The organism is Xylophilus sp., assembly GCA_009914555.1.
Classification (GTDB): Bacteria; Pseudomonadota; Gammaproteobacteria; order Burkholderiales; family Burkholderiaceae_C; genus WNDY01.
This window is the reverse complement of record WNDY01000050.1, coordinates 1-24,330: the sequence shown is the minus strand read 5'-3', so window position 1 is coordinate 24,330 and position 24,330 is coordinate 1. Positions and strand designations below refer to the sequence as shown.

Sequence of the window (24,330 nt, the reverse complement as noted above, 5' to 3'; positions counted from 1 at the left end):
CATGGGACATGCGTTTGCCGTCTGCCTGTCTGCCGCGATGGAGCGCCTGCGGCATCCTTGCAGCGTCGCTGACAGGCACAGCAGTGGCTGCTGCGCCTGCCGCTTGGTTCAGCTGGCGCAGCCTGGTCGACAACCGCGTCGCCTGCACCCAGACGTCACCGCGCCGGGGATGGGAACGCCATGGCGGACGGTTCCTGGACTCACGGTGCGCGCAGCCGATGAAAGCGAGGTGACGAGGCACGCAATCCGTACCAGTCGGAAACGAAAAAGCCCTGGAACCTTACAGTTCCAGGGCTATCCGTTTGGTGCGGCTGGCAGGAATCGAACCCACGACCCCTTGGTTCGTAGCCAAGTACTCTATCCAGCTGAGCTACAGCCGCGAAAGCATATATTGTAGCGTGCTTTTGACCAGTCTTTTTGAACTTGCCAACTTTTTGAAGTCCTCATCGTTGCTCTCACAACCATTCCTACTTCCTGCACGCTACAACTGCGGAGCCTTTGATTCTATACCGCATAGACACGACATCCGCCGGGACGGCATATTTTTGCCGACGCACACAAAACGCAGGAGGCAGCACAGCCGCCCGCTGCACATGCAGCGGGCGGCTTCGATAAGGGATGGTGCCGATTGTCGGTTTCGAACTGACGACCTTCCGCTTACAAGGCGGGTGCTCTACCAGCTGAGCTAAATCGGCCAATCACGCATTCTAGGCGATCACTTCACCCGCTTGAGCGAGGGGCGTGTCGCGCCGGGCTTTGGCGGATCGCCTCCGTCATCGTCACCTTGCGCATCTTCCGGGCTGACGATGGGCACGACGCGGTCATGCTCGGCAGCAATGTCCGGGACGCTGGCCAGCGGGGCCGTCCCCCGGCCAGCCGGCGGAGCCGCATCCGCCGCAGGCGCAGCCGCGGGGAACGCCATGCCTTGTCCGTTCTCGCGCGCGTAGATCGCGATGACGCGGCCGACCGGCACCACGATCTCGCGTGCCGTACCGGCGAACCGGGCCCGGAACTCGACGAAGTCGTTGCCGAGCTTCAGTGCGCTGGTCGCGTCGAAGCTGACGTTGAGGACGATCTCGCCCTCCTTCACGTACTCGCGCGGCACTTGCACGGATTCATCGACCTGCACTGCGATGTAGGGCGTGAATCCGTTGTCGGTACACCACTCGTAGATGGCGCGTATCAGGTACGGCCGGGTCGTCGAGGAAGATTCGAGTGCATTCATGTCGACATGCGAAGCAGTTGCGAATTACTTGCGCATCACCTTCTCGGACGGCGTCAGCGCCTCGATGTAGGCCGGACGCGAGAAGATGCGCTCGGCGTACTTCAGCAACGGTGCGGCGTTCTTGCTGAGGTCGATGCCGTAGTAGTCCAGGCGCCACAGCAACGGCGCGATGGCAACGTCGAGCATCGAGAAGTTCTCGCCCAGCATGTACTTGTTCTTCAAGAATACCGGGGCCAACTGCGTCAGGCGGTCGCGGATGTGGGCACGGGCTTTCTCCAGCGCCTTGTCGTTGCCCTTGGTCGTGCGGTTTTCGAGCGTGCTGACGTGGACGAACAGTTCCTTCTCGAAGTTCAGCAGGAACAGGCGCACGCGGGCACGGTCCACCGGGTCGCCGGGCATGAGCTGCGGATGCGGGAAGCGCTCATCGATGTACTCGTTGATGATGTTCGACTCGTACAGGATCAGGTCGCGCTCGACCAGGATCGGGACCTGGCCGTAGGGATTCATCACGCTGATGTCTTCGGGCTTGTTGTAGAGATCGACGTCGCGGATCTCGAAGTCCATTCCCTTCTCGAACAGAACAAACCGGCAGCGGTGGGAATAGGGACAGGTCGTTCCCGAGTAAAGCACCATCATGGTGTGAGGCTCCTGAAAATCAAAAAGAGTGGGCGCCGTTGAACGCCCACTCCGACAAGCCGCGCCACCGGGATGGCACGGACACAGCGACAGTTTCGTGACGAGGTCTATTTCACGTCTTTCCAATAGGCGGCATTGAGCCTCCACGCGATCAGCGTGAACAGCGCGAGGAAGATGAGTACCCCAATGCCCACACGCACCCGCGTGTTCTGCGCCGGCTCGCCCATCCACTGCAGGTAGTTGACGAGGTCGCCGACGGCTCGATCGAATTCGAGCGGGCTCAGTTTGCCCGGTGTGACCTGGTCCCACCCCTTAAAGACGTGGGCCTTGTGGCCGTGTTGCTCGACTTCCTCGTAAACCGGGCGGCGATCGCCCTGCAGTTCCCACAGCGGATTCGGCATGCCGACGCTCGGAAAAGCGAGATTATTCCATCCCGTGGGTTTGGCCTCGTCGCGGTAGAAAGTCCGCAGGAAGGTATAGAGGTAATCCGGGCCCGTTCCGCCGTGGCCGGCGCGCGATCGTGCGATGACCGTCAGGTCCGGTGGATTGGCTCCGAACCAGTCCTTGGCCTGCTTCGGATCGATGGCCGCCTTCATGGTGTCGCCGACCTTTTCGGTCGTGAACAGCAGGTTGTCCTTGATCTGCTGCTCGGTCAGGCCGATGTCCCTCAGCCGGTTGTAGCGCATGAACGCGGCCGAGTGGCAGCTCAGGCAGTAGTTAACGAAGATCTTGGCACCGTTCTGCAGCGAAGCCAGATCGTTGGTCTGGTTGGGCGCCTTGTCCCAATGGATGCCGTCCTCGGCGGCTTGCGCCGAGCCGATGAGGCCGGCAGCAGCAGCCAGCGCGACGAGCAGCTTGCGAAGGAATGCATGGGTTTTCATTGTGCTCGGGGCTCCACCGTTCTCAGTGCGGCTTGAACGTCACGCGGTCGGGCACCGGTTTGGTCTTGCCCAGGCGGCTCCACCACGGCATCAGGAGGAAGAAGCCGAAGTAGAACAGTGTGCCGACCTGGGACACCCGCTCTCCGATCGGCGACGGCGGCTGCACGCCCAGGTAGGCCAGCACGACGAAGTTCACGACGAAGATGCCGTAGAGGTACTTGTGCCAGCCGGGACGGTAGCGGATCGACTTGACCGGGCTCTGGTCGAGCCAGGGCAGGAAGAACAGGATGATCACGGCCCCGCCCATCACGATCACGCCCCAGAACTTCGCGTCGATCGACAGCATGAGCGCCACGACGACCAGTGCCACCACGACCACCGCGCCCTTCACGAAGGAAGGCAGGCGCGACTTCCATGCGCCGAGCCCTGCGCCGGCGACCACACAGGCGATGAGCACGTACATCATCTCGCTGGTGATGGCCCGCAGCATCGAGTAGAACGGCGTGAAGTACCAGACGGGGGCGATGTGGTTGGGCGTCTTCAGCGGGTCGGCCGGGATGAAGTTGTTGTATTCCAGGAAATACCCACCTGCCTCCGGCGCGAAGAAGATGACGGCGCTGAACACCATCAGGAAGATGCTGACGCCGAAGATGTCGTGCACCGAATAGTACGGATGGAACGGGATGCCGTCGAGCGGATGGCCATTGGCGTCGCGCGGGGCGTTCGGGCCCTTGATCTCCACGCCGTCGGGGTTGTTCGAGCCGACCTCGTGCAGCGCGATGATGTGCGCGACCACGAGCCCCAGCAGCACCAGCGGCACGGCGATGACGTGGAAGCTGAAGAAGCGGTTGAGCGTGGCATCCGAGACGACGTAGTCGCCCCGGATCAGGATGGCCAGGTCGGGGCCGACGCAGGGAATCGCGGCGAACAGGTTCACGATCACCTGGGCGCCCCAGTACGACATCTGGCCCCAGGGCAGCAGGTAGCCCATGAAGGCCTCGGCCATCAGGCACAGGAAGATGCCGCAGCCGAAGATCCAGACGAGTTCGCGCGGCTTGCGGTAGGAGCCGTAGAGCAGGCCGCGGAACATGTGCAGGTACACCACGATGAAGAACGCCGAGGCGCCCGTGGAGTGCATGTAGCGGATCAGCCAGCCCCAGGGCACGTCGCGCATGATGTACTCGACCGACGCGAAGGCGCGTTCGGCGTCGGGCTTGTAGTGCATCACGAGAAAGATGCCGGTGACGATCTGGATGACCAGCACCAGCAGCGACAGCGAGCCGAAGATGTACCAGAAATTGAAATTCTTCGGCGCGTAGTACTCGCTCATGTGCTCCTTGTAGAGCCTGGAGAGCGGGAACCGGTTGTCGACCCAGTTCAGCAGCCGCGCGCCGGTGGGCGAGTTGGGGGAGATGTCCTTGAATTCAGCCATGTTCGTCGTCCCCTCAGGCCTTCTTGTCTTCGCCGATCAGCAGGCGGGTGTCGGAGAGGTACTGGTGCGGCGGCACCGGCAGGTTGTCCGGGGCGGGCTTGTTCTTGAAGACGCGGCCGGCCAGGTCGAACGTGGAGCCGTGGCAGGGGCAGAGAAAGCCGCCCTGCCAGTCGTCGGGCAGCGAGGGCTGCGGGCCGGCAGTGAACTTGTCGGTCGGGGAGCAGCCCAGGTGGGTGCAGATGCCGACGACGACCAGCACCTCGGGCTTGATGGAGCGGTATTCGTTGCGGGCGTACTCGGGCGTGAATTCGTCGGGATGCCGCTCGGACTTCGGATCGGCCAACTGGCCGTCGAGCTTGGGCAGGGCCGCGAGTTGCTCGGGCGTGCGCTTGATGATCCAGACCGGCTTGCCGCGCCATTCCGCGGTGATCTTCTCGCCGGGCTTCAGCGACGAGATGTCGACCTCGACGGCGGCACCCGCGGCCTTGGCTTTCTCGGAGGGCTGGAAAGTGCTGACGAAGGGAACGGCGACAGCCACTCCTCCCACGGCGCCGGCGCAACTCGATGCAATCAGCCAGGTTCTCTTGCTTGAGTCGATCCGCGAGGTGCCGACTGGAATGTCACTCATGGGGTCCTCGATCAAGGTTTCTTATTAGGATCAGCGATCGATTCTACCGGTGCACCTCTCTCACATTCAACGCGTCTACGCCCGATTAGACCCAGGTCAAACCAGTACAAAATAGGTGTTTTCAACTGCTTCAACCGGAGGGAAACCAATGAGCGTCGTGAAGGAATTCAAGGAATTCGCGGTCAAGGGCAACGTGATCGACCTGGCGGTCGGCGTCATCATCGGCGGCGCATTCGGCAAGATCGTCGATTCGGTCGTCGCCGACCTGATCATGCCGGTCGTGAGCCTTGTGTTCGGCAAGCTGGATTTCTCCAACCTCTACGTCATCCTCGGCCCGGTGCCGGAAGGCGTCGCCAACAACTACGACGCACTCAAGAAGGCTGGCGTGTCGCTGTTCGCGTACGGCCACTTCATCACCGTCGCGGTCAACTTCCTGATCCTCGCTTTCATCATCTTCGTGATGGTCAAGCAGATCAACCGCCTCAAGCGCCACCAGGCGGAGCAGGCGGCAGCGCCCGCCGCACCGGCTGCGCCAGCAGAAGACATCGTGCTGCTGCGCGAGATCCGCGACAGTCTCAGGCAGCAGAAGAGCCAGATCTGAACGTTCAGCCGGCCAGCCGGCGGGCCATGGCCGCGGCGGCGACCAGGCTGGCCGGGTCGGCCACGCCGCGGCCGGCGATGTCGAATGCGGTGCCGTGGTCCGGGCTGGTGCGCACCAGCGGCAGCCCCAGCGTGACGTTCACACCCTGCTCCACGCCAAGGTACTTCACCGGGATCAGGCCCTGGTCGTGGTACATCGCGACGACTGCGTCGTACTCGCCGGGGTGGCCGGGCGCGTTGCGCGCACGCATGAAGACAGTGTCAGGGGCGAAGGGGCCGGCCGTATCGATGCCCTCTGCGAGCGCGGCCGCGATGGCGGGCGCGATGATTGCCACTTCCTCCGAACCGAACAGGTCACCTTCGCCCGCATGCGGGTTGAGCCCTGCCACGGCGATCCGCGGCCGGCGGCCGAGCGAGCGCGCCAGGGCCGCATCGGCGATGCGCAGCGTCTGCAACACCCGCGGGATCGTCACCGCGTCGATCGCGTCGATCGCGTCGCGCAGCGACAGATGGATGCTGACCAGCACCGTGCGAAGTTCGTCGTTGGCCAGCATCATGCGCACCGGCATCTCGGCCACGGAACAACCGACGTGCGCGGCGGCTTCGGCCTGCAGGAGTTCGGTATGGCCGGGAAAGTCCACACCCGCCGCCGCCAGCGCCTCCTTGTGCAGCGGCGCGGTCACCAGGGCCGCGATATCGCCGCGCAGCGCCGCGCGCGCCGCCCAGCGCACGCAATCCGCCGCCACGCGGCCGGCGCGCGCATCGACCCGCCCCCATGGCAGGTCGTCCGCCGGGTCGGGCACCACCTGCAGCACGGGGATCGTCCGCGGCGGCACGTCCGCCACGTCGTCCACGGCGTCGAGTGCGGCCACCGGGATGCGGACTGCTTCCGCGGCAGGTTCGATCAGCCGTGCCGCGCGGCGCATGGCCGCGACGTCGCCCGCCACGAAGCAGCCGCGCAGGGTGTCGCCGTGGTCGCGGAACGCCCTGGCGATGATCTCCGGCCCGATGCCGGCCGGATCGCCCAGGGTGATGGCGACAGGCAGGGCGGTCATGCCGGATTGTCGATGTCGATGAACACGTGCTCCAGGCCCAGCCGCCCGGCGACATGGGCCGCCACGGCCGGTGCGCCGTAGCGTTCGGTCGCATGGTGGCCCGCGGCGATGAAGGCGACGCCGCACTCGCGCGCGTAGTGCGCCTGCGGCTCCGAGATCTCGCCGGTGATGAAGGCCTGCGCGCCCGCGGCGATGGCGGCCTCGAAGTAGCCCTGCGCGCCGCCGGTGCACCAGGCGATGCGGTGCAGAGGGCCGGCCTCCCCTTCCACCCACACGGGCTGCCGGCCCAGCACCGTGCCCACATGGGCTGCCAGCTGCGCCGCGCCTTCGAAGACGCCGCCGTCCTGGCGCTGTCCGACGAAGCCCAGCGACTGCTCGCCGAACTGCCGGTCGGCCACGAGTCCCAGGCGCCGGCCGAGCTGCGCGTTGTTGCCCAGCTCGGGATGGGCATCGAGCGGCAGGTGGTAGGCGATCAGGTTGACGTCGTGCGCCAGCAGCCGTTGCAGGCGCCGCTTCATCCAGCCGGTGACCCGGCCATCCTGGCCGCGCCAGAAGAGCCCGTGATGCACGAAGATTGCATCGGCGCCGGCCTCGATGGCCGCGTCGATCAGCGCGAGGCTGGCCGTCACGCCCGAGACGATGCGGCCGATCCCGGCCCGACCTTCGACCTGGAGGCCGTTCGGACCGTAGTCCTTGAAGCGGCCCGGTTCGAGCAGGCGGTCGAAGGCGTCGACGAGGTCGTGGCGGCTGGCGGTCATGGCGCGATTGTGTCAGCCCGCGGCCGCTTCGGCGGCATGCCTTCGTGGACAATGCAGCGTTCACTCGTCCGACCGCCCGCATCCTCCCCATGAAACGCACCTGGCTGTTGTTCTCGCAAACCGTCACCATCCTGGTCGCGGCCTACTTTGTCGTGGCCACGCTCAAGCCCGAATGGCTGGGCCGCGGCCCGCTGCGCAGCGGCTCGGCCGTGGCGCTGTTCGAGGCGCCGTCCGAATCCCGCCGCGCCGAGCCGGCGCCCGGCAGCCTCAGCGCCGCGGCCAGGAAGGCCGCGCCGGCGGTGGTGAGCATCAACACCAGCAAGGCGGTGCACCATCCGCGCAGCAACGATCCGTGGTTCCAGTTCTTCTTCGGCGACCAGGGCAGCCAGGCGCAGACCGGGCTGGGCAGCGGCGTGATCATCAGCCCGAGCGGCTACATCCTCACGAACAACCACGTGGTCGATGGCGCCGACGAGATCGAGGTGGCGCTCAACGACGGCCGGCGCACCAGCGGCAAGATCATCGGCACCGACCCCGAGACCGACCTCGCCATCCTGAAGATCGACCTCGACAAGCTGCCGGTGATCGTGCTCGGCAACTCCGACGGCCTGCTGGTGGGCGACCAGGTGCTCGCGATCGGCAACCCCTTCGGCGTCGGCCAGACGGTGACCAGCGGCATCGTCTCGGCGCTCGGCCGCAACCAGCTCGGCATCAACACCTTCGAGAACTTCATCCAGACCGACGCGGCCATCAACCCCGGCAACTCCGGCGGCGCGCTGGTCGACGTCAACGGCAACCTGCTGGGCATCAACACGGCCATCTATTCGCGCTCGGGCGGCAGCATGGGCATCGGCTTCGCCATTCCTGTCTCCACCGCCAAGCAGGTGCTCGAAGGCATCGTGCAGGACGGCCAGGTGCGCCGCGGCTGGATCGGCGTGGAGCCCAACGACCTCACGCCCGAGCTCGCCGAGACCTTCGGTGTGAAGGCCACGCGCGGCGTGATCATCACCGGCGTACTGCAAAACGGCCCGGGCGCGCAGGCCGGGCTGCGGCCGGGCGACGTGATCACCCAGGTCGGCGGCAAGGACGTGGGCAACGTGTCGGAGCTGCTGACCGCCGTGTCGGCCCTCAAGCCCGGCCCCGCCGTGCCGTTCGCGGTGCTGCGCCACGAGGAGCGCACCGACGTCAACGTGACGCCGGGGCTGCGTCCGCGCCAGTCGCCGGTGCGCCGGCAGCCCGGCTAGGTAAAAGCCCCCGAACGGCGCTCAATAGTGACGGAATATAAAATCCTGCTTCTTTTTCCTTCACCGACTCGCTGAAAAGAGACCCTCATGCACGCCTATCGCTTCAAGAGCCCGCTCATCGCCCTGCTCGCGGCCGCCGGACTGGCCGGCGCCGCCCAGGCCGCCGACCTCAAGATCGGCGTGGCGGAAGCACTCTCGGGCGGCGCGGCGCAGTACGGCGCGGCGATCCGCAACGGCTTCCAGCTCGCGGCCGACGAGATCAATGCCGCCGGCGGCATCAACGGCAACAAGATCCAACTGGTCGTCGAGGACGAGCAGGGCAAGAAGGAAGAGGCGATCAACGTCTTCAAGAAGCTGATCTTCCAGGACAACGTGCTGCTGGTGTTCGGCCCGACGCTGTCCAACTCGGCCCAGGCGGCCGACCCGATCGCCCAGGCCGCCAAGACCGTGGCCTTCGGCACGTCGAACACCGCCGACGGCATCACCTCGATCGGCGACTACGTGTTCCGCAACTCGGTGACCGAGGCCGATGTGCTGCCCGAGACCATCAAGACCGCCGTCCGCAAGGCCGGCGTGAAGAAGGTGGCCGTGCTCTACGGCAACGACGACGTGTTCACCAAGAGCGGCTACGACAACTTCAAGAAGGCGCTCGAAGACCTGAAAATCCCGGTCACCACGACCGAAACGTTCGCCAAGGGCGACGTGGACTTCAAGGCCCAGCTCACCAAGATCAAGGCGACCAACCCCGACGCGATCGTGCTGTCGGCGCTGATCGCCGAGGGCGCGCCGATCATGGTGCAGGCCCGCCAGATCGGGCTGAACGTGCCGGTGAGCGGCGGCAACGGCATGAACTCCACCAAGATCTTCGACCTGGCCAAGGACAAGTCCGACGGCCTCTACGTCGGCAGCCCCTGGTCGTCGTCCAACGCCACGGCCGAGAACACGAAGTTTATCAAGGCCTACACCGCCAAGTACAACGCCGCGCCCGACCAGTTCGCCGCGCAGTCGTACGACGCGCTCTACATCGCCGCGCAGGCGCTCAAGACGGTCAAGTTCACCGGCAAGCTGCCGGCCGACCGCAAGGCCGTGCGCGACGCGCTGCCCAACGTGAAGTGGACCGGCGCGACCGGCGCCTTCGCGTTCCGCCGCGCCAGCGACAAAAACGGCAAGCCCGCCGGCTATGACGCAGACCAGAAGCCCATCGTCAGCGTGACGAAGGCCGGCCATTTCGTGATCGAGAAGTAACGGCTCCGGGAGGGCGGCCCTCCCTGACGGACGGCGTGGCACTCCGCGCCGTCCTTTTTGTTTTCAGCGCCCGCCGCGCCGCCGCGCGGGCCGCAGGTCAGCCGGAAACCTCATCGTGCTCGAACAGCAGCTCGTCAATGCCTTGTCGCTGGGGTGCGTCTACGCGCTCTTCGCGCTGGGCTTCACCCTCATCTTCGGCGTGCTCGGCGTCATCAACCTGTCCCACGGGGCGGTCTTCATGGTCGGCGCCTATGCGGCCATCGAGGCGATCCTGAAGCTGGGCCTGCCGCTGTGGGCGGCGCTGGTCTTCGCGTTCGTGGCCTGCGGCCTGCTGGGGCTGGTGATCGACGTGCTGGTGCTGCGGCCGCTGCGCGCACGCAACGCGCCCCACCTGATCCCGATGATCGCCACCATCGGCGTGGCCATCATCCTGAACAACGGCGTGCAGGGCCTGTTCGGCGCCGAGAACCTGCGCTTTCCCGACGGCACGGTATCCACCGACGCACTGACCCTCGCCGGCCTGCACGTCACCGCGATCGAGCTGGGCATCATCCTCGTCTCGTTCGCGCTGATGGCGGTGCTGCTCGTGGCGCTCAAGAAGACGCAGCTCGGCCGCGCACTGCGAGCGATCGCCGAATCGCCGAAGGCGGCCTACCTGCTGGGCATCAACGTCGAGGGCCTGTTCTTCCTGACCTCGTTCGCCGCCGCCGGCCTCGGCGGCCTGGCCGGCGTGCTGATCGGCCTGTATTCCAACGCCGTGTTCCCGCTGATGGGCCAGCCGATCCTGCACAAGGGCATCGCGGTCATCATCCTCGGCGGCATGGGCGACATCCGCGGCGCGCTGCTGGGCGGCCTGTTCCTCGGTTTCGCCGAGGTGCTGTCGGTGGCCTACATCGGCTCGACCATGCGCGACGCCGTGGCCTTCGGCCTGCTGTTCCTGGTGCTGCTGGTGCGGCCCAAGGGGCTGTTCGGCACGCTGCAAGAGCGCAAGGTCTAAAGGAGCACCGCGACATGGAATGGTTCGACAACTTCTGGGCGGTCTACAGCAACCTCGTGCTCACGCTGGGCACCAATGCGCTGCTGGCGCTCTCGATCTACCTCACGCTGTCGTGCGGCATGCTGGCGATGGCCAATGCCGCCTTCATGGGCATCGGCGCCTACGTGGCCGCGCTGCTCACCATCAACTACGAGGTGGCCTACCCGGTCGCGATCGCGGCCGGCATGGCGGCGCCGGCGGTCGTGGCCTTCGTGATCGGCAAGCCGACGCTGCGCCTTTCGGGCGTGTACCTTGCGATGGCGACGCTCGCGTTCGGCGAGGTGGTGCGCATCGTGATCCTCAACACCGAATCGGTCACCGGCGGCGCGCTGGGCTTGAACGGCATTCCGCAATCGACCGAGTGGTGGCACGTGGCGCTGGCGCTGGTCGCCGTGGTCGCGCTGCTGTGGCGGCTGCGCCATTCGCGCGTGGGCCGCGCCTTCGAGGCGATCAAGGAGGACGAGACGGCCGCGGGCCTCATGGGCATCGACGTGGGCGGCCACAAGATGCTGGCCTTCGTGCTCGGCGCGGCCATCGCGGGCCTGGCCGGCACGCTCAACGCGCACCTGACCTTCTTCATCGGCCCCAATGAATACGGTTTCGACCGCGGCGTGGAGATCCTCACGATGGCCATCCTCGGCGGCATCAACAACCTGTTCGCGCCGATCTTCGGCTCGCTGATCGTGACCGCGCTGCCCGAACTGCTGCGCGGCTTCAAGGACTTCCGCCTGGTGGCCAACGGCCTGATCCTGGTGCTGATCGTGCTGTTCCTGCCGCGCGGCGTGTGGGATCCGGCGCGCCTGCGCCAATGGTTCGGCCGCGGCCAGCGAGGTGCCGCATGACCCAGCCGATTTCCGCCACGCCCGCGCTCGAACTGCAATCGGTCTCGCGCCACTTCGGCGGCCTGAAGGTCCTGCAGGACGTGAACCTGCGCATTCCGCAGGGCGGCATCTTCGGCCTGATCGGCCCGAACGGCGCCGGCAAGACGACGGTGTTCAACCTGATCACCGGCCTGCTGCCGCCTACCGGCGGCACGATCCGCTTCCAGGGCGCCGACCTGGCCGGCCGCAAGCCCTACCGCATCACGCGCGACGGCATCGCCCGCACCTTCCAGAACATCCGCCTGTTCAAGGAGATGTCGCTGCTGCAGAACGTGATGGTCGGCATGCATGCGCACCTGCGCTATGGCAACTTCGGTTTGCTGGCCACGTCGGGCCTGTTCCGCAGCGAGGAAAAGCGCGCGCGCGACCGCGCCCGCGAGCTGCTCAGCTGGGTCAAGCTCGACCACAAGGCCGACGACCTGGCCGACAACCTGTCGTATGGCGATCAGCGCAAGCTGGAGCTGGCCCGCGCGCTGGCGACCGACCCGAAGCTGCTGCTGCTCGACGAGCCGGTGGCCGGCATGAACAGCACCGAGAAGGTCGATCTCATGGCCGAGATCCAGAACATCAGCGCGCGCGGCTACACGATCTTCATGATCGAGCACGACATGCGCTTCGTGATGGGCCTGTGCCAGGAGATCGCCGTGCTCAACTTCGGCCGCATCATCGCGCAGGGCGGGCCGCAACAGATCCGCACCGATCCGCAGGTGATCGAGGCCTACCTCGGCCGCGAGGACGATGACGACGACAACGACGGCAGCGGCCCGCCGCGCGGCGACGACGGCGGCGCGCCGGACCATGGCGGGCCTTCGCCGGTCGCCGCCGGCGTCACGCCCACGTCCGTCCCCGTTCCCGGAGCCCCGTCATGAGCAGCCCCCTCCCCTCCCCGTCCACCGCAGCGCCGCTGCTGTCGGTGCGCGGCCTGAAGGTCGCCTACGGCCACATCGAGGCCGTCAAGGGCATCGACTTCGACCTGCACGAAGGCCGGATCACCACGCTGGTCGGCGCCAACGGCGCCGGCAAGTCGACCACGCTGCTGGCGCTGTCGGGCCTGGTGAAGAAGGCCGCGGGCCAGGTCACCTTCGGCGGCCAGGACATCGCCGCGCTCGCGCCGCACCGCATCGTGCGCTCGGGCCTGGTGCAGGTGGCCGAAGGCCGCGCCACGCTGACCACGCTGACGGTGCACGAGAACCTGGAGCTCGGCGCCTACACCGGCCGCGACCGGGCCCAGCGCGCGCGCGACCTGGACTACGTCTACGGCCTGTTTCCCCGCCTGAAGGAGCGCTCGGGCGGCCTGGCCGGCAACCTCTCGGGCGGCGAACAGCAGATGCTCGCGATCGGCCGCGCGCTGATGGCGCGCCCGCGCGTGCTGCTGCTCGACGAGCCCTCGATGGGCTTGGCGCCGATCATCGTGCAGGACATCTTCCGCACGCTGCGCGCCATCAACCAGGCCGGCCTCACGATCTTCCTCGTGGAGCAGAACGTGAAGCAGGCGCTGAAGATCGCCGACTACGGCTATGTGATCGAGACGGGAAGGATCGTGCTGGCCGACACGGGCGCCACGCTGCTGCGTGACCCGAAGGTGCAGGACGCGTACCTGGGCGGCTGACCGTCATACTCCCCCATCTGACCTTCTGCAGCGCGCATCCGCCGCGCGCCACAGAGGTATACCCCCAGCCTTTCAGCTTCCGTCGAACGCCTGCAGCTCGGGGAAGACATAGTCCTTCCACGATGCGGGCCTGCTCTTGAGCGTGCCGATGCGGTGCAGGAACTCGGCCTGCGCGAAGGTGCCGCGCGCCGCCAGGATCGGGCGCTGGGCCGGGTTGTTCAGGATCGCGAGGATCTCCTCGGGCGTCTGCTTGCCCTGCGTGACCCGCACATAGCTGCGCGCGGCCTCGGCCTTGTCGGCGGCGATCAGCGCATGCGCCTCCTTGACCGCCTCGAACACGGCCCGGAACACCTTGGGGTTGGCGTTGCGGAAGGCGGTCGTGCCGTAGAGGAAGGTGTTGGTCGCCGGGCCGCCGAGGATCTCGTCGGACGTGGTGACCACGTGGATGTTGGGGCTCGCGATCTGCTGGTAGGCGAACGGCGCCACGGCGAAATTGGCCGTCACCTCCGACTTGCCGCCGATCAGCGCGGCCGTCGCGTCCGGGTGCGGCAGCGACACGGTCAGGTGGTCCAGCTTCGTGTAGTTCTCGATGCCCCAGATGCGCGAGGCCGCGAGCTGCAGCCACTGCGCCTGGGCCGACACCTTCACGCCGGGCACGGCGATGCGGTCCTTGTCGGTGAAGTCGGCGATGGTCCGGACGGCCGGGTTGTTGCTGGTGAGGAAGGCGGTGGAGCCGTCGAGCCCCGCCACGGCCTTCACGCCGAGCTTGCCCTGGGTGCGGTCCCACAGCAGCAGCAGCGGGCCGATGCCGCCGCCGGTGAAGTCAACCGCGCCGGCCAGCAGCGCCTCGGTGATGCCGGTGCCGCTGGCGAGCTGCACCCATTCGACCTTGACCGGCACGCCGAGCGCCTGGGCGTGCTTCTCGATCAGGCCCTTGTCCTGCGCCACGATCAGCGGCAGGTACGGCAGGCCGTACTGCTTGGCGATGCGCACGGTGCCGACTTCGGCCTGGGCGGTGCCCACGGCCCAGAGCGCGCTGGTGGCGAGGACGGCGGCGGCGCCTTGCAGCAGCGTGCGGCGGGAGCAGGGATGCGTCATTCGGTGTTCTCCGGAAGAAAAAAGCGCTGCACCTTACCGTCAGCCGAACGGGACCGCAACGAAGCAAAACGGATGTAGGCAGAGTGAATGCGAGGATGCCGCGCCGTCGACGGACCGCAACGCGCTTTGCGATGATGCGCATTTTGATGAAAGATCGCATCAACCGACGTGAAGGGACACCCAGGCGAACCCCTGTCACCATCGACGACGCGCTCTACGCCCGGGCCCTCGCCATGGCCAGCCTCGGCACGGACAAGGCCGACATCTTCGGCGAGGCCGTGCAGACCTTCGTCCGCATCCAGGCGGCCAAGCGCCTCGCCGCGCAGGGAGGCGCCGCCCCGACATGCAGGACGTGCCGCGCCGGCCACCAGCGCCTGCGGCACGCTGCCCGCGCCGCGCCGGCAAACCCTGGACGCCATCGGCCTGCTGCGGGCGGCCCGGCAGGCGCGGGGCTGGCCGGCAGGTTCGGCGCGGCCTGCCGGGACGGCCTGCACTGAGCGGCACGTGGCAGCCGTCCCCGGCCCCGGGGCTACAGCGGAAACCGCGCCGCTCCCACGTCCTCGATGCCGAACTGGGCAACCAGTTCGTGCAGCCGCTCGGCCGCCGCGCGCTTCTTCTGGCCGGTGTGGCGGGCGACGATCAACTCGTTTTTCATGCTGTGCTCCCAGCCGACCAGCTCGGTCACCGTGACCTGGTAGCCGCTGGCCTCCAGGTACAGGCAGCGCAGCACGTTGGTGATCTGGCTGCCGAACTCGCGCGTATGCAGCGGATGGCGCCAGAGCTCGGCCAGCGGCGTGCGCGAGAGCGACAGCGCCTTGGTGCTGCGCAGGCAGGCGGCCACCTCGGCCTGGCAGCAGGGCACGACGACGATGGCGCGGGCCTGCTTGGCCAGGCCGAAGGCGATCGCGTCGTCGGTGGCCGTGTCGCAGGCGTGCAGCGCGGTGACTACGTCGATGCGTCCGGGCAGTTCGGCCGAGCGCCCGGATTCGGCCACCGACAGGTTCAGGAACGACATGCGCTCGAACCCCAGGCGCGCGGCCAGCGCGCGCGAGCGCTCGACCAGTTCGGCGCGCGTCTCGATGCCATAGATGTGCCCCGCGCCCAGCGGTCTGAAGAACAGGTCGTAGAGGATGAAGCCAAGGTAGGACTTGCCCGCGCCGTGGTCGGCCAGCGTGGCGCCCCGGCCGCCCTCGGGCAGCGCGCGCAGCAGCGGCTCGATGAACTGGAACAGGTGGTAGACCTGCTTGAGCTTGCGGCGCGAGTCCTGGTTGAGCCTGCCCTCGCGCGTGAGGATGTGCAGTTCCTTGAGCAGTTCGATCGACTGGCCGGGGCGCAGTTCGTCGGCCAGCGTGGCCGGCACGCCGTTCGAAGCCGCCGGGGCGGCCCCGCCGCGCGCCGGCTTCGGCGCTGCCGGCGTGGGATGCTTGCTCACCGCCCGGCCTCCTGCGGCGTGGGGCCGACGTCCAGTGCCCGCCAGCCGTCCTTGCCGAGCTTCTCCAGCGTGGCCATGTTGCGCTGGTAGATCGCTTCGGCCTCGGGGAAGGCCGCGACCGCGCGGTCGATGCTGGCCTCGCGCAGCAGGTGCAGCGTAGGCCAGGGCGCGCGGTTGGTGCAGTTGGTCACATCGTCGGCGCGGGTGCCGGCGAACCGGTAGTCGGGATGGAAGCTGGCGATCTGGACCTCGCCTTCGAGGCCGAGCGATGCGAGCAGCGCGTCGGCTTCGCCCAGGAAGTCGTTGAAGTCGAGGAAGTCCTCCAACCCGCGTGGCACGATCAGCAGCGTGGTGTCGCGTTCTTCGGCCGGCAGGGCGACCAGGTCGCGCAGTTCGCGCTCCAGGTCCTCACGCAGCTGGTTGGGCGTGGTCGCCGCGCTCGCGTGGTAGTGGACCTGGCCCCTGGTGTGGACACCCTTGGCGAAGGGACACAGGTTGAGGCCGATCACCGCGCGCTCGATCCAGCGCACGGTGTCGCGCGCGGCCGCCTCGGCAAGCGCCGGCAGCAGGGGGTCTGCGGGAGAAGACACGGGAGAGAGAAAAAGCAGCAGGCGGAAGACGCGAAGGAGGGCGGATTGTATCGGCCGGCCGGCGATGCACCCGGCAGCGGGGAAAGCCTCCGTCCTACATGCCGCGCCGGCGCACGCGGCTATCGCGCCCGGCCCGCCGACCGCAGAGTCGGCAGCATGCTTTCCCATCCGCTTCCCTTTCCTCGCCGCGGTGGCGCCGTATCGGCCGCCGCGCTCCTTGCATTCGGCCTTCTGATCGCCCTGGGCGCGGGCGATGCGGCGGCCTCGGGCAGGGCCGACGAGCGCCCGGGCATCTACGTGCAGGGCGGTGAGAACGTGGTCAACGGGCATGACACGCAGAACGTCTTCATCGGCGGCACCCTGCCCTTCGGCGACCGCCATGCCAACGGTTCGCTGACCTACTACGGCGACGCCTACCTGGGCGCCTGGCACGGCAGGCTGCCGGACGGCATCCACGACAAGACCTACCACCAGATCGCCGCGCTGGCCGTGGCGCGCTGGCGCTTCGACCACGGCAACTCGCCCTGGTTCGCCGATGCCGGCGCAGGCGTGAGCTACCTCGACGGCATCTATGCCAAGCCGGGCAAGGTCTTCGACGGCCGGCCGGGGCGCTACTTCGGCTCGCGCTGGAACTTCGCGCTGCGCCTGGGCGCCGGCTACAGCTTCGGCCAGGACGGACAGCATGAGGTGTCGCTCAACTATGCGCACTTCTCGGATGCCGGCCTGAAGCGGCCGAACCCGGGCGAGGACTTCATCCAGCTGCGGTACGCGTACAAGTTCTGACGAATACTCCCCCTTCGAAGGTGCTGTAGCCCGCGTCCTCCGCCCGCTACGGACACATACCCCATCAGGTCAGCAGATGCCGCCCGGTCAGCCGTTCGTGCTCGCGGGCGGCGAACCGGTCGGTCATGCCGGCGATGAAGTCGGCCACGACCCGCGCCACGCCGACGCCCGGCCGCGCGGCGCGCTCGGCGAAGCGCTGCGGCATCTCGACCGGCCGCGCAAAGTAGGCATCGAACAGTTCGCGCACCACCTGCCGCGCGGCGCCGGTGGTCTCCATCACCTTCGGATGGCGGTACAGGTTCTGGAACAGGAAGCGCTTGAGCTCCACCGACTGCGCGCGCATCTCCGCGCCGAAGCCGACCAGCGGCGGCAGTTGCCGCACCGCGTCGGCGCTCGCCGGCGAGCCGGCCGCGGCCAGCGCGGCCCGCGTGGCGTCGATCACGTCGTAGACCTGCGCGCTCAGCATGCGGCGGATGGCCTCGTAGAGCAGGCGCCGGCCCTGCGATGCATCGCCCAGGTGCGGATGCTCGGCCAGCGCCTCGGCGCGCCAGCGGTCGAACAGCGGCACGTCGCGCAGCTGGGCCAGCGTGATCAGGCCGGAGCGCACGCCGTCGTCGATGTCGTGCGCGTTGTAGGCGATCTCGTCGGCCAGGTTGGTGAGCTGCGCCTCCAGCGACGGCTGCTGCCGCAGCAGGAAGCGCTGTGCGACGCCGCCGGGTTCGGCCGCCTCCAGCGCTTCGGCGTTGGCGCGCGAACAGTGCTTGAGGATGCCTTCGCGCGTCTCGAAGGTCAGGTTGAGGCCGTCATAGGCCGGGTAGCGCTGCTCCAGCGCATCGACCACGCGCAGGCTCTGCATGTTGTGCTCGAAGCCACCGTGCGCGGCCATGCAGGCGTTGAGCTCGTCCTGCCCCGCATGGCCGAACGGCGTGTGGCCCAGGTCGTGCGCGAGGGCGATGGCCTCCACCAGGTCCTCGTTGAGCCGCAGCGACCGCGCGATGGAGCGGCCGAGCTGCGCCACTTCGAGCGAATGCGTGAGCCGCGTGCGGAACAGGTCGCCCTCGTGGTTGAGGAAGACCTGCGTCTTGTAGACCAACCGCCGGAAGGCGGTGGAATGCACGATGCGGTCGCGGTCGCGCTGGAATGCGTCGCGCGTGGGCGCCGGCGGCTCGGCATGGCGGCGGCCGCGCGTGGCCGCCGGGTCGCAAGCCCAGGGCGCGAGGTGCGGTGCGGTGGTCATCCCGGCCCGTGCGGTGCGCCGCTGGTCAGGCCGCGACCGTGTTCTCGTCGATGACGGCGCGCACCAGCGCGTCGGGCGCGCTGCGCACGGCCGCGCGGCCCGGGCCGTCGATGACGACGAAGCGGATCTCGCCCGCTTCGGACTTCTTGTCGACCCGCATCAGCTCCAGCCAGCGGCCGGCGTTGTCGTTGGCGTCGAGGCGCGGTGCGCGCACCGGCAGCCCGGCGCGGCGGATCAGCACCGCGAGCCGCTCGACGAACTCGCCGTCGACCAGGCCCAGGCGCTCCGACAGCCGCGCGGCCAGCACCATGCCGCAGCCCACGCCTTCGCCGTGCAGCCACTGGCCATAGCCCAGGCCCGCCTCGATCGCATGGCCGAAAGTGTGGCCGAAGTTCAGCACCGCGCGCAGGCCCGATTCGCGCTCGTCCTGGCCGACGACCCAGGCCTTGATCTCGCAGCTGCGCCGGACGGCATGCGCCAGCGCCGAAGGGTCGCGCGCCACCAGCGCGTCGATGTTGTCCTCGATCCAGCCAAGGAATTCCATGTCGGCGATCGGGCCGTACTTGATGACCTCGGCCAGCCCGGCGCTGAGTTCGCGCGGCGGCAGCGTGGCCAGCACGTCGAGGTCGCAGACCACGCGCCGGGGCTGGTAGAACGCGCCGATCATGTTTTTGCCCAGCGGGTGGTTGATGGCGGTCTTGCCGCCGACCGACGAATCGACCTGCGCCAGCAGCGTCGTCGCCACCTGCACGAACGGCACACCGCGCATGTAGCTCGCGGCGGCGAAGCCGGCCATGTCCCCGACCACGCCGCCGCCGAGCGCATAGATCACCGTCTTGCGGTCGGCGCCGTGGCCGAGCAGCGCATCGAAGATCCGGTTGAGCGTGGGCCAGTCCTTGTGGGCCTCGCCGTCCGGCAGTTCGACCACGTGCACCGCCGCGTGGTGCGGCCGCAGCGCGGCGACGAGGCGCGCGGCGTAGAGCGGGCCGACGGTCGTGTTGGTCACCACGAGCGCGGCGGCGGCACGCGGCAGGCCGGACCAGCTCTGCACATCGTCGAGCAGCCCTTGGCCGATCAGGATCTCGTAGCTGCGCTCGCCGAGGTCGATCGCCACGGTCTGGCGCACGGCGCCGGCGGAGGAAAAGGCCGGCGCTGAAAGGGTTGCGTGGTCAGTCATGGCCCTGGAGTGTAGGGCTTCGGTCCCACCGGCCACCGGGCGGCCGGCGTGCGTGATGTCAGGCTGGCGGAGGCGCGGCGCCCAGTTCCAGCTGCATGGCGATCATGTTGACCAGCGCAGCGACCGAAGGACGGCCCGTGTCGATCACGAAATGGGCCACCTCGCGATAGAGCGGGTCGCGCACCTCGTACAGTTCCCGCAGCCGCGCCAGCGGATCGGCCACCTGAAGCAGCGGCCGCGTGGTGTCGTGCCGCAGGCGGCGGTGGAGGTCCTGGGGGGAGGAGCGGAGGTAGATCACGCGTTCACCACAGGTGCGCAACCGTTCCCGATTGCGCTCCCGCAGCACGATGCCGCCACCCGTGGCCACCACCATGGGAGCACTGCCGGGCTGGGTCAGCTCTTCCAGAACCGAGGACTCGATGTCGCGGAATGCAGGCTCGCCCTCGCGCTCGAAGAATTCTCGGATCGATTCGCCCAGGCGCTGCTCGATGACCACATCCGAATCGAGGAACCCCCGACCTAGACGGCGTGCAACCTGGCGTCCGATCGTCGATTTGCCAGTGCCCGGCAGGCCGATGAGGAGGACGCCCCTCTGCGCATCCCGCACGGCCGGCCTCAGCGGGCCGCAGATCGCTCGGCGATCATCTTGGGCGTGATGAAGATCAGCATTGCCGACTTGTCTACGGAGCGAGAGCGGGACTTGAACAGGTTTCCCAAAACAGGCACATCACCCAAGTAAGAAATTTTCGTCACGTCTTCAGTCTCAGTCAACGTGAAGATGCCGCCGATCACAACGGTGCCCCCATTTTCAACCAGCACCTGGGTCTTGATGTGCTTGGTGTTGATCGCGATGCCCTGGGTCGTCGTTTCGCCCTTGGAGTCCTTGTTCACGTCGAGGTCGAGAATGATGTTGCCTTCAGGGGTGATCTGCGGCGTGACTTCCAGCTTGAGGTTGGCCTTGCGGAAGGCGACGGAGGTCGCGCCGCTGGAGGTGGACTGCTGGTACGGGAATTCTGTACCCTGCTCGATCAACGCCTTGGTCTGGTCGGCCGTCACGACGCGGGGGCTGGAGACGATTTTGCCCTTCCCATCGGCCTCCAGCGCCGACACCTCCAGGGCGAGAAATTTCGTGGCCGAAGAGTTGAAGATGGAAACGGCGAAGCTGCCGACCGTGGTGCCGCTGTCCGACGAGGCGGGCAGGTTCACGAAGCTGCTGGACGAATCGTAGGTGTTGCCCGCGCTCGTCGTGACGTTCTCGTAACTGCTTCCATACCTCGTCCGACCCGAGGCTGAAGAGGTAGTGCCTCCGCCGAGCCGAACACCGAGCGATCTGCTGAAGGTATCAGAGGCCTCGACGATGCGGGCCTCGATGAGCACCTGCCGCACCGGCACGTCGAGCTTGAGCAGCAGCTGGCGTACCTCCTCGATCTTGGCAGCCGTGTCGGTGACGAACAGCTGGTTGGTCCGCGGCTCGGCGATGGCGGTACCGCGTTCGGTGAGAAAACGCGTCGTGACGCCGCTGGCCGCGCCGCTACCGCTACCGCCCCCGCCGCTGCGGCCGGCGAGTTGGTAGATCATGTCCGACGCCTTGGCATAGTTGAGCTGGAACGCCTGGGTGCGCAGCGGCTCGAGCTTCTCGATCGCCAGGGCCGCCTCGTAATCCTTCTTGGTCCGTGCGTCGATTTCATCCTTGGGCGCGATCCACAGCACCGTACCGGTCTTTCGCATGCCCAGGCCGCGCGCATCCATGATGATCTGCAGTGCCTGGTCCCAGGGCACATCCTTGAGACGCAGCGTGAGCGCGCCCGACACGGTGTCGGACGTGACGATGTTGAAGTTGGTGAAGTCGGCGATCACCTGCAGCAGCGAGCGGACCTCGATGTTCTGGCAGTTCAGCGACAGCTTTTCGCCGGTGAAACCCGGGCCCTGCGTCAGCTTGGTGATGTCGACCTTCTTGGCACGGATTTCCAGAACGAACTGCTCGTCCGTCTGGTAGGCCGAATGCTCCCATTCGCCGACCGCATCGACCACCAGGCGGACCCGGTCGCCGCTCTGGCTGGCCGTCACGAGCTGGACCGGCGTTCCGAAATCCGCCACGTCCAGGCGACGGCGCAGACCCTCGGGCAACGACGTGCGCAGAAAATCGATCGCCAGCCCCTTGCCCAGCGGCCGCACGTCCACGCCGACCTGGTTGCTGGGCAGCGAAACCACCACACGGCCCGCACCGTCCGCGCTGCGGCGGAAGTCGATGTCGCGGATCGCCGCGACGCTGGCGGCGCGGCTTTCGGCGAACACCGTGTTCGCAGCGGCAACGGCGCCGCCACCGGCAGGGACGGCCGCCGGGGCGGCCGTCGGCTGCAGCATCACGAAGAGCGACTTGCCCCGGAGCTCGGTCGTGTACGACGTCGCCTGCTTGAGGTTGAGCACCAGGCGGGTCCGCTCGCCGGCCTGGACCACGTTGACGGACTTGAGGTTGCCCTGGTTGACGTCCACCAGCGACCGGCCGAGGCCGTTGATGCTGCCCAGCAGGTCGAGCGCGATGCGCGCCGGCACCTGGATGGCAAAGCCCGAAGGCGGAGCGGACAGGGGTTCCGACAGGTCGATGCGCACGACTTCGGCACCGGCCTGGATCGAGCCGGTGACCGACTCGATGACCGGCTCGGCCCAGGCAGCCACCGGAGCCAGCAAGGCCGCCGCCAGCGAGGCGATGGAAAGGAACCGTCGCAGCACGCCCAGCCTGCTTCCGTCGCTGTCGTTGTTCATTGCCCTTTCTCCTGCAGCCCGAGCGTGGTTGAGCGTTTGATCCAGTCGCCGGTCGCGTCCTGCACGATCTCGCGCAGGGTGATGCCGGTCTCGGTGATCCGTGTGATGCGGCCGTAGTTCTGGCCCAGATAGTTGCCCACCTGCACTTGGTACAGCAGCTTGTCGACCTGCAGCAAGGCCGTCGTCTGGCCTGTCTTGTCGAGGCTGCCGACCATGGCCATGGCATCGAGGGGATAGGCTTCGAGCGGCTCCTTGCGGCGCGCGAGCTCCGGCGTGATCAGTGCCGAGTTGACCGCTGCCTGGGCCGAATCCCGGCGCAATGCCTGCGTGAGCTTGAGCGGGTTGAACGGGTCCATGCCCGACTCCTGCGCATAGACCTCGGGCTTGAACTGCTTGGGCTCGGCTAGCGGCTTGATGCGGGGGCGCGTCTGGGCGCGCTGCTCGGCCATCCATTGCGACAGTTCCTCGTCGCCGGTCGAACCGCAGGCGGCCAGCACGAGCAGCACGGCGCAGGCGCAGCAGCCGCGCAGCATGGCCGGACGGGCGGCCGCGCTCACTTGCGCCCCCCGGCGGCGGCCTTGCGCTGGGCTGCGATCTCGTCCGGGTCCAGGTAGCGGAAGGTGCGGGCCGTCGCTTTCATCGACAGGTTGCCGTCCTTGCCATCCTTGGGCGCGCCGATGGAGATGTTGTTGAGCGTCACGATGCGCGACAGGTTGGCGATGTCGGACGCGAACGCGCCCATGTCGTGGTACTTGCCGGTGACCTTGACCGCGATCGGCAGCTCCGCGTAGTACTCGCGCACCACGACCTGGCCTGGGCGGAACAGCTCGAACTGCAGGCTGCGGCCGATGCCCGCCTGGTTGATGTCCGACAGCAGCGCCGCCATCTCGGCCTTGCTCGGCAGCTGCTTTTCGAGCTGCACCACGTACTGCTGGATCTGCTCGCGCTGCTTCTTGAGACCCTCCAGGCTGACCGCCTTGAGCAGCTTGGCGCTGTAGTCCTGGCGCAGCGTGGCCTCCCTGGCGCGCTCGGCGTCGAGCTCGCCACGGTAGTCGGTCAGCTTGACGAACCACAGCAGCACCACGACGAAAGCCGCGATGCCGATGCAGAGCAATGCCTGCGGCAGCGGCGGCCAGAGCGATGGGTCCTTGGGATCGAGATTGCGGAACTGCCGCTCCACCTTGGCCGACAGTTCGCGGAAATCGATGTCCGGACCGGAGAATTTCTTCTTCGTCGCCATGGGCTGCTACCTCGCCTGCGCGGCAGCCGGCGCCGCGCCCGCCGCTTCGGCCGCCTTTCGCGCCTCGCTCGAATTCACGAGCCGCACGCGCAGATTGAAATTGGACACCCGGCGCTGATCGCGCGGCGTGAGTGCGATGGTGCCGGCCACGATCTCGGTGAGTTCCGGCTTGGTGAACCAGGGTGTGCCGCTGCCGAGGTTGCGCAGCATCTCGGAGACGCGTTCATTGGACTGCGCCACCCCGACCAGGGTCGCGTACTGCCCGTCCTGCTTGAGGCTGGTGAGGTATACGCCTTCGGGCAGCTGCTTGACCAGTTCGCTGAGCAGGTACACGGGGAGGTTGCGATCGGCCTGCAGGTTCTCGACCGCGGACTGGCGCGCCTGCAGCGCGACGATCTCGGTTTCGAGGTTGGCGATTTCCTTGATCTGGCCCTCGAGCTTTCTGATCTCTGCCTGCAGGTACTGGTTGCGCGCCTGCTGGTCCTCGATCTGGCCCTGGTACCACCAGTAGATCAGGCCGCCGAGCGCCAGGCCGAGCAGGAACGCCCCGAACATGGGGGCTGTCAGTATTTCTGTGTGTGAGGCGGTTGGTGAACTGGTTTCTGGCTGTTGATCTATCAGGCCCCTGCCAGGCCGCCGGAGGCCCCCCCGGTTTGGCCCATGGACCCATGGCTCAGCCCCTCACAGGCTGCCATGCGCGTGCCTCGTGAAGCGTTCATCGTAGAGCACGGCGAACTGATTCATCGCCTCGCGCCATTCCTTGGCTGCGCGGCCCCAGTC

At 67.5% G+C, this 24,330-nt stretch carries 24 protein-coding genes, 2 tRNA genes and 2 pseudogenes; 9 read left to right on the top strand and 19 right to left on the bottom strand.

Going from position 1 to position 24,330, the window contains the following annotated elements; translation table 11 throughout:
- Nucleotides 1–303 precede the first annotated feature (303 nt).
- The 7 genes from GAK38_RS18355 to petA all read right to left on the bottom strand — a co-directional run bounded on the left by GAK38_RS18355 (nucleotide 304) and on the right by petA (nucleotide 4,802).
- Nucleotides 304–380: transfer RNA gene (locus GAK38_RS18355), tRNA-Arg, on the bottom strand.
- Nucleotides 381–619: 239 nt separating this feature from the next.
- A tRNA-Thr gene (locus tag GAK38_RS18350) sits at nucleotides 620–695 on the bottom strand.
- 20 nt (nucleotides 696–715) lie between these two features.
- Nucleotides 716–1,225, bottom strand: a complete 510-nt coding sequence (locus GAK38_RS18345) for a ClpXP protease specificity-enhancing factor (RefSeq protein ID WP_325346409.1) — start codon at nucleotides 1,223–1,225, stop codon at nucleotides 716–718.
- 24 nt (nucleotides 1,226–1,249) lie between these two features.
- A complete protein-coding gene (locus tag GAK38_RS18340) occupies nucleotides 1,250–1,861 on the bottom strand; it encodes a glutathione S-transferase N-terminal domain-containing protein (protein WP_325346408.1) in 612 nt (203 codons plus the stop codon).
- Nucleotides 1,862–1,968: 107 nt separating this feature from the next.
- Nucleotides 1,969–2,742 (bottom strand): cytochrome c1, encoded by a 774-nt coding sequence (locus GAK38_RS18335; protein WP_325346407.1) that lies wholly within the window; start codon nucleotides 2,740–2,742, stop codon nucleotides 1,969–1,971.
- A 22-nt stretch (nucleotides 2,743–2,764) separates the two neighbouring features.
- A complete protein-coding gene (locus GAK38_RS18330; protein WP_325346406.1) occupies nucleotides 2,765–4,174 on the bottom strand; it encodes a cytochrome b in 1,410 nt (469 codons plus the stop codon).
- Between the two features lie 13 nt (nucleotides 4,175–4,187).
- Nucleotides 4,188–4,802 (bottom strand): ubiquinol-cytochrome c reductase iron-sulfur subunit, encoded by a 615-nt coding sequence (petA, locus tag GAK38_RS18325; protein ID WP_325346405.1) that lies wholly within the window; start codon nucleotides 4,800–4,802, stop codon nucleotides 4,188–4,190.
- Between the two features lie 148 nt (nucleotides 4,803–4,950).
- Here petA and mscL point away from each other — a divergent pair, with 148 nt between their 5' ends.
- The gene (gene mscL / locus GAK38_RS18320; RefSeq protein WP_325346404.1) at nucleotides 4,951–5,403 is read left to right on the top strand and encodes a large conductance mechanosensitive channel protein MscL; all 453 of its coding nucleotides are present in this window, start codon (nucleotides 4,951–4,953) and stop codon (nucleotides 5,401–5,403) included.
- A 4-nt stretch (nucleotides 5,404–5,407) separates the two neighbouring features.
- Here the strand turns inward: mscL and pdxA are convergent, their stop codons facing one another.
- Together pdxA and GAK38_RS18310 are read right to left on the bottom strand one after the other, a co-directional pair.
- Nucleotides 5,408–6,457 carry a 4-hydroxythreonine-4-phosphate dehydrogenase PdxA gene (pdxA, locus tag GAK38_RS18315; protein WP_325346403.1) on the bottom strand — a complete coding sequence of 350 codons (1,050 nt, stop codon included), beginning with the start codon at nucleotides 6,455–6,457 and terminating at the stop codon, nucleotides 5,408–5,410.
- Nucleotides 6,454–7,215, bottom strand: a complete 762-nt coding sequence (locus GAK38_RS18310; protein WP_325346402.1) for a Nif3-like dinuclear metal center hexameric protein — start codon at nucleotides 7,213–7,215, stop codon at nucleotides 6,454–6,456. Before GAK38_RS18310 ends, pdxA begins: the two co-directional genes overlap by 4 nt.
- 89 nt (nucleotides 7,216–7,304) lie before the next feature.
- On the opposite strand from GAK38_RS18310, the gene GAK38_RS18305 reads away from it, so the two are divergent.
- From GAK38_RS18305 to GAK38_RS18280, 6 genes and pseudogenes are all read left to right on the top strand, one after another.
- A complete protein-coding gene (locus GAK38_RS18305) occupies nucleotides 7,305–8,459 on the top strand; it encodes a S1C family serine protease (protein ID WP_325346401.1) in 1,155 nt (384 codons plus the stop codon).
- A gap of 87 nt (nucleotides 8,460–8,546) precedes the next feature.
- Nucleotides 8,547–9,704 (top strand): ABC transporter substrate-binding protein, encoded by a 1,158-nt coding sequence (locus GAK38_RS18300; RefSeq protein ID WP_325346400.1) that lies wholly within the window; start codon nucleotides 8,547–8,549, stop codon nucleotides 9,702–9,704.
- A 115-nt stretch (nucleotides 9,705–9,819) separates the two neighbouring features.
- Nucleotides 9,820–10,701, top strand: a complete 882-nt coding sequence (locus tag GAK38_RS18295) for a branched-chain amino acid ABC transporter permease (RefSeq protein WP_325346399.1) — start codon at nucleotides 9,820–9,822, stop codon at nucleotides 10,699–10,701.
- 14 nt (nucleotides 10,702–10,715) lie between these two features.
- Nucleotides 10,716–11,582, top strand: coding sequence for a branched-chain amino acid ABC transporter permease (locus tag GAK38_RS18290; protein WP_325346398.1), 867 nt, complete (start codon nucleotides 10,716–10,718; stop codon nucleotides 11,580–11,582).
- Nucleotides 11,579–12,370 (top strand): annotated as a pseudogene (locus tag GAK38_RS18285) (ABC transporter ATP-binding protein); the annotation flags it as partial. The gene GAK38_RS18290 and the pseudogene GAK38_RS18285, both read left to right, overlap by 4 nt.
- Before the next feature lie 116 nt (nucleotides 12,371–12,486).
- Entirely contained in the window at nucleotides 12,487–13,230 is a 744-nt protein-coding gene (locus GAK38_RS18280) for an ABC transporter ATP-binding protein (RefSeq protein WP_325346397.1), read from the top strand.
- Between the two features lie 72 nt (nucleotides 13,231–13,302).
- Here GAK38_RS18280 and GAK38_RS18275 read toward each other — a convergent pair whose 3' ends face one another.
- Complete coding sequence (locus GAK38_RS18275; protein WP_325346396.1) at nucleotides 13,303–14,328, bottom strand: ABC transporter substrate-binding protein; 1,026 nt, start codon at nucleotides 14,326–14,328, stop codon at nucleotides 13,303–13,305.
- Nucleotides 14,329–14,474: 146 nt separating this feature from the next.
- On the opposite strand from GAK38_RS18275, the pseudogene GAK38_RS18270 reads away from it, so the two are divergent.
- Nucleotides 14,475–14,698: pseudogene (locus tag GAK38_RS18270) on the top strand (hypothetical protein); the annotation flags it as partial.
- Nucleotides 14,699–14,857: 159 nt separating this feature from the next.
- Here GAK38_RS18270 and GAK38_RS18265 read toward each other — a convergent pair.
- Both GAK38_RS18265 and GAK38_RS18260 read right to left on the bottom strand, forming a co-directional pair.
- The gene (locus GAK38_RS18265; protein WP_443089244.1) at nucleotides 14,858–15,760 is read right to left on the bottom strand and encodes a class I SAM-dependent methyltransferase; all 903 of its coding nucleotides are present in this window, start codon (nucleotides 15,758–15,760) and stop codon (nucleotides 14,858–14,860) included.
- Nucleotides 15,757–16,350, bottom strand: a complete 594-nt coding sequence (locus GAK38_RS18260; protein WP_325346395.1) for a DUF1415 domain-containing protein — start codon at nucleotides 16,348–16,350, stop codon at nucleotides 15,757–15,759. The genes GAK38_RS18265 and GAK38_RS18260 overlap by 4 nt, the downstream gene beginning before the upstream one ends.
- Nucleotides 16,351–16,506: 156 nt before the next feature.
- On the opposite strand from GAK38_RS18260, the gene GAK38_RS18255 reads away from it, so the two are divergent.
- Entirely contained in the window at nucleotides 16,507–17,133 is a 627-nt protein-coding gene (locus tag GAK38_RS18255) for an acyloxyacyl hydrolase (RefSeq protein WP_325346394.1), read from the top strand.
- A gap of 64 nt (nucleotides 17,134–17,197) precedes the next feature.
- On the opposite strand, the gene GAK38_RS18250 is transcribed toward GAK38_RS18255, so the two are convergent.
- From GAK38_RS18250 to GAK38_RS18220, 7 genes are read right to left on the bottom strand one after another with little or no spacing between them, the layout of a single operon-like run.
- Nucleotides 17,198–18,370, bottom strand: coding sequence for a deoxyguanosinetriphosphate triphosphohydrolase (locus tag GAK38_RS18250; RefSeq protein ID WP_325346393.1), 1,173 nt, complete (start codon nucleotides 18,368–18,370; stop codon nucleotides 17,198–17,200).
- Nucleotides 18,371–18,395: 25 nt separating this feature from the next.
- Nucleotides 18,396–19,547, bottom strand: coding sequence for a 3-dehydroquinate synthase (aroB, locus tag GAK38_RS18245; protein WP_325346392.1), 1,152 nt, complete (start codon nucleotides 19,545–19,547; stop codon nucleotides 18,396–18,398).
- Nucleotides 19,548–19,605: 58 nt separating this feature from the next.
- A complete protein-coding gene (locus tag GAK38_RS18240; protein WP_325346391.1) occupies nucleotides 19,606–20,154 on the bottom strand; it encodes a shikimate kinase in 549 nt (182 codons plus the stop codon).
- Nucleotides 20,155–20,162: 8 nt separating this feature from the next.
- The gene (pilQ, locus tag GAK38_RS18235) at nucleotides 20,163–22,310 is read right to left on the bottom strand and encodes a type IV pilus secretin family protein (RefSeq protein ID WP_325346390.1); all 2,148 of its coding nucleotides are present in this window, start codon (nucleotides 22,308–22,310) and stop codon (nucleotides 20,163–20,165) included.
- The gene (locus GAK38_RS18230) at nucleotides 22,307–22,843 is read right to left on the bottom strand and encodes a pilus assembly protein PilP (RefSeq protein WP_325346415.1); all 537 of its coding nucleotides are present in this window, start codon (nucleotides 22,841–22,843) and stop codon (nucleotides 22,307–22,309) included. The genes pilQ and GAK38_RS18230 overlap by 4 nt, the downstream gene beginning before the upstream one ends.
- Nucleotides 22,844–22,863: 20 nt before the next feature.
- Entirely contained in the window at nucleotides 22,864–23,550 is a 687-nt protein-coding gene (locus tag GAK38_RS18225) for a type 4a pilus biogenesis protein PilO (protein ID WP_325346389.1), read from the bottom strand.
- Nucleotides 23,551–23,556: 6 nt separating this feature from the next.
- The gene (locus GAK38_RS18220) at nucleotides 23,557–24,105 is read right to left on the bottom strand and encodes a PilN domain-containing protein (RefSeq protein WP_325346388.1); all 549 of its coding nucleotides are present in this window, start codon (nucleotides 24,103–24,105) and stop codon (nucleotides 23,557–23,559) included.
- Nucleotides 24,106–24,330 lie beyond the last annotated feature (225 nt).

Coding starts and splice junctions, on each gene's coding strand:
- GAK38_RS18340 (WP_325346408.1), bottom strand. CDS start 1,861: ATGATGGTGCTTTACTCGGGAACGACCTGTCCCTATTCCCACCGCTGC.
- GAK38_RS18250 (WP_325346393.1), bottom strand. CDS start 18,370: ATGACCACCGCACCGCACCTCGCGCCCTGGGCTTGCGACCCGGCGGCC.
- petA (WP_325346405.1), bottom strand. CDS start 4,802: ATGAGTGACATTCCAGTCGGCACCTCGCGGATCGACTCAAGCAAGAGA.
- GAK38_RS18225 (WP_325346389.1), bottom strand. CDS start 23,550: ATGGCGACGAAGAAGAAATTCTCCGGTCCGGACATCGATTTCCGCGAA.
- GAK38_RS18345 (WP_325346409.1), bottom strand. CDS start 1,225: ATGAATGCACTCGAATCTTCCTCGACGACCCGGCCGTACCTGATACGC.
- aroB (WP_325346392.1), bottom strand. CDS start 19,547: ATGACTGACCACGCAACCCTTTCAGCGCCGGCCTTTTCCTCCGCCGGC.
- GAK38_RS18310 (WP_325346402.1), bottom strand. CDS start 7,215: ATGACCGCCAGCCGCCACGACCTCGTCGACGCCTTCGACCGCCTGCTC.
- GAK38_RS18220 (WP_325346388.1), bottom strand. CDS start 24,105: ATGTTCGGGGCGTTCCTGCTCGGCCTGGCGCTCGGCGGCCTGATCTAC.
- GAK38_RS18275 (WP_325346396.1), bottom strand. CDS start 14,328: ATGACGCATCCCTGCTCCCGCCGCACGCTGCTGCAAGGCGCCGCCGCC.
- mscL (WP_325346404.1), top strand. CDS start 4,951: ATGAGCGTCGTGAAGGAATTCAAGGAATTCGCGGTCAAGGGCAACGTG.
- GAK38_RS18290 (WP_325346398.1), top strand. CDS start 10,716: ATGGAATGGTTCGACAACTTCTGGGCGGTCTACAGCAACCTCGTGCTC.
- pdxA (WP_325346403.1), bottom strand. CDS start 6,457: ATGACCGCCCTGCCTGTCGCCATCACCCTGGGCGATCCGGCCGGCATC.
- GAK38_RS18230 (WP_325346415.1), bottom strand. CDS start 22,843: ATGCTGCGCGGCTGCTGCGCCTGCGCCGTGCTGCTCGTGCTGGCCGCC.
- GAK38_RS18305 (WP_325346401.1), top strand. CDS start 7,305: ATGAAACGCACCTGGCTGTTGTTCTCGCAAACCGTCACCATCCTGGTC.
- GAK38_RS18335 (WP_325346407.1), bottom strand. CDS start 2,742: ATGAAAACCCATGCATTCCTTCGCAAGCTGCTCGTCGCGCTGGCTGCT.
- GAK38_RS18255 (WP_325346394.1), top strand. CDS start 16,507: ATGCTTTCCCATCCGCTTCCCTTTCCTCGCCGCGGTGGCGCCGTATCG.
- GAK38_RS18280 (WP_325346397.1), top strand. CDS start 12,487: ATGAGCAGCCCCCTCCCCTCCCCGTCCACCGCAGCGCCGCTGCTGTCG.
- GAK38_RS18300 (WP_325346400.1), top strand. CDS start 8,547: ATGCACGCCTATCGCTTCAAGAGCCCGCTCATCGCCCTGCTCGCGGCC.
- pilQ (WP_325346390.1), bottom strand. CDS start 22,310: ATGAACAACGACAGCGACGGAAGCAGGCTGGGCGTGCTGCGACGGTTC.
- GAK38_RS18330 (WP_325346406.1), bottom strand. CDS start 4,174: ATGGCTGAATTCAAGGACATCTCCCCCAACTCGCCCACCGGCGCGCGG.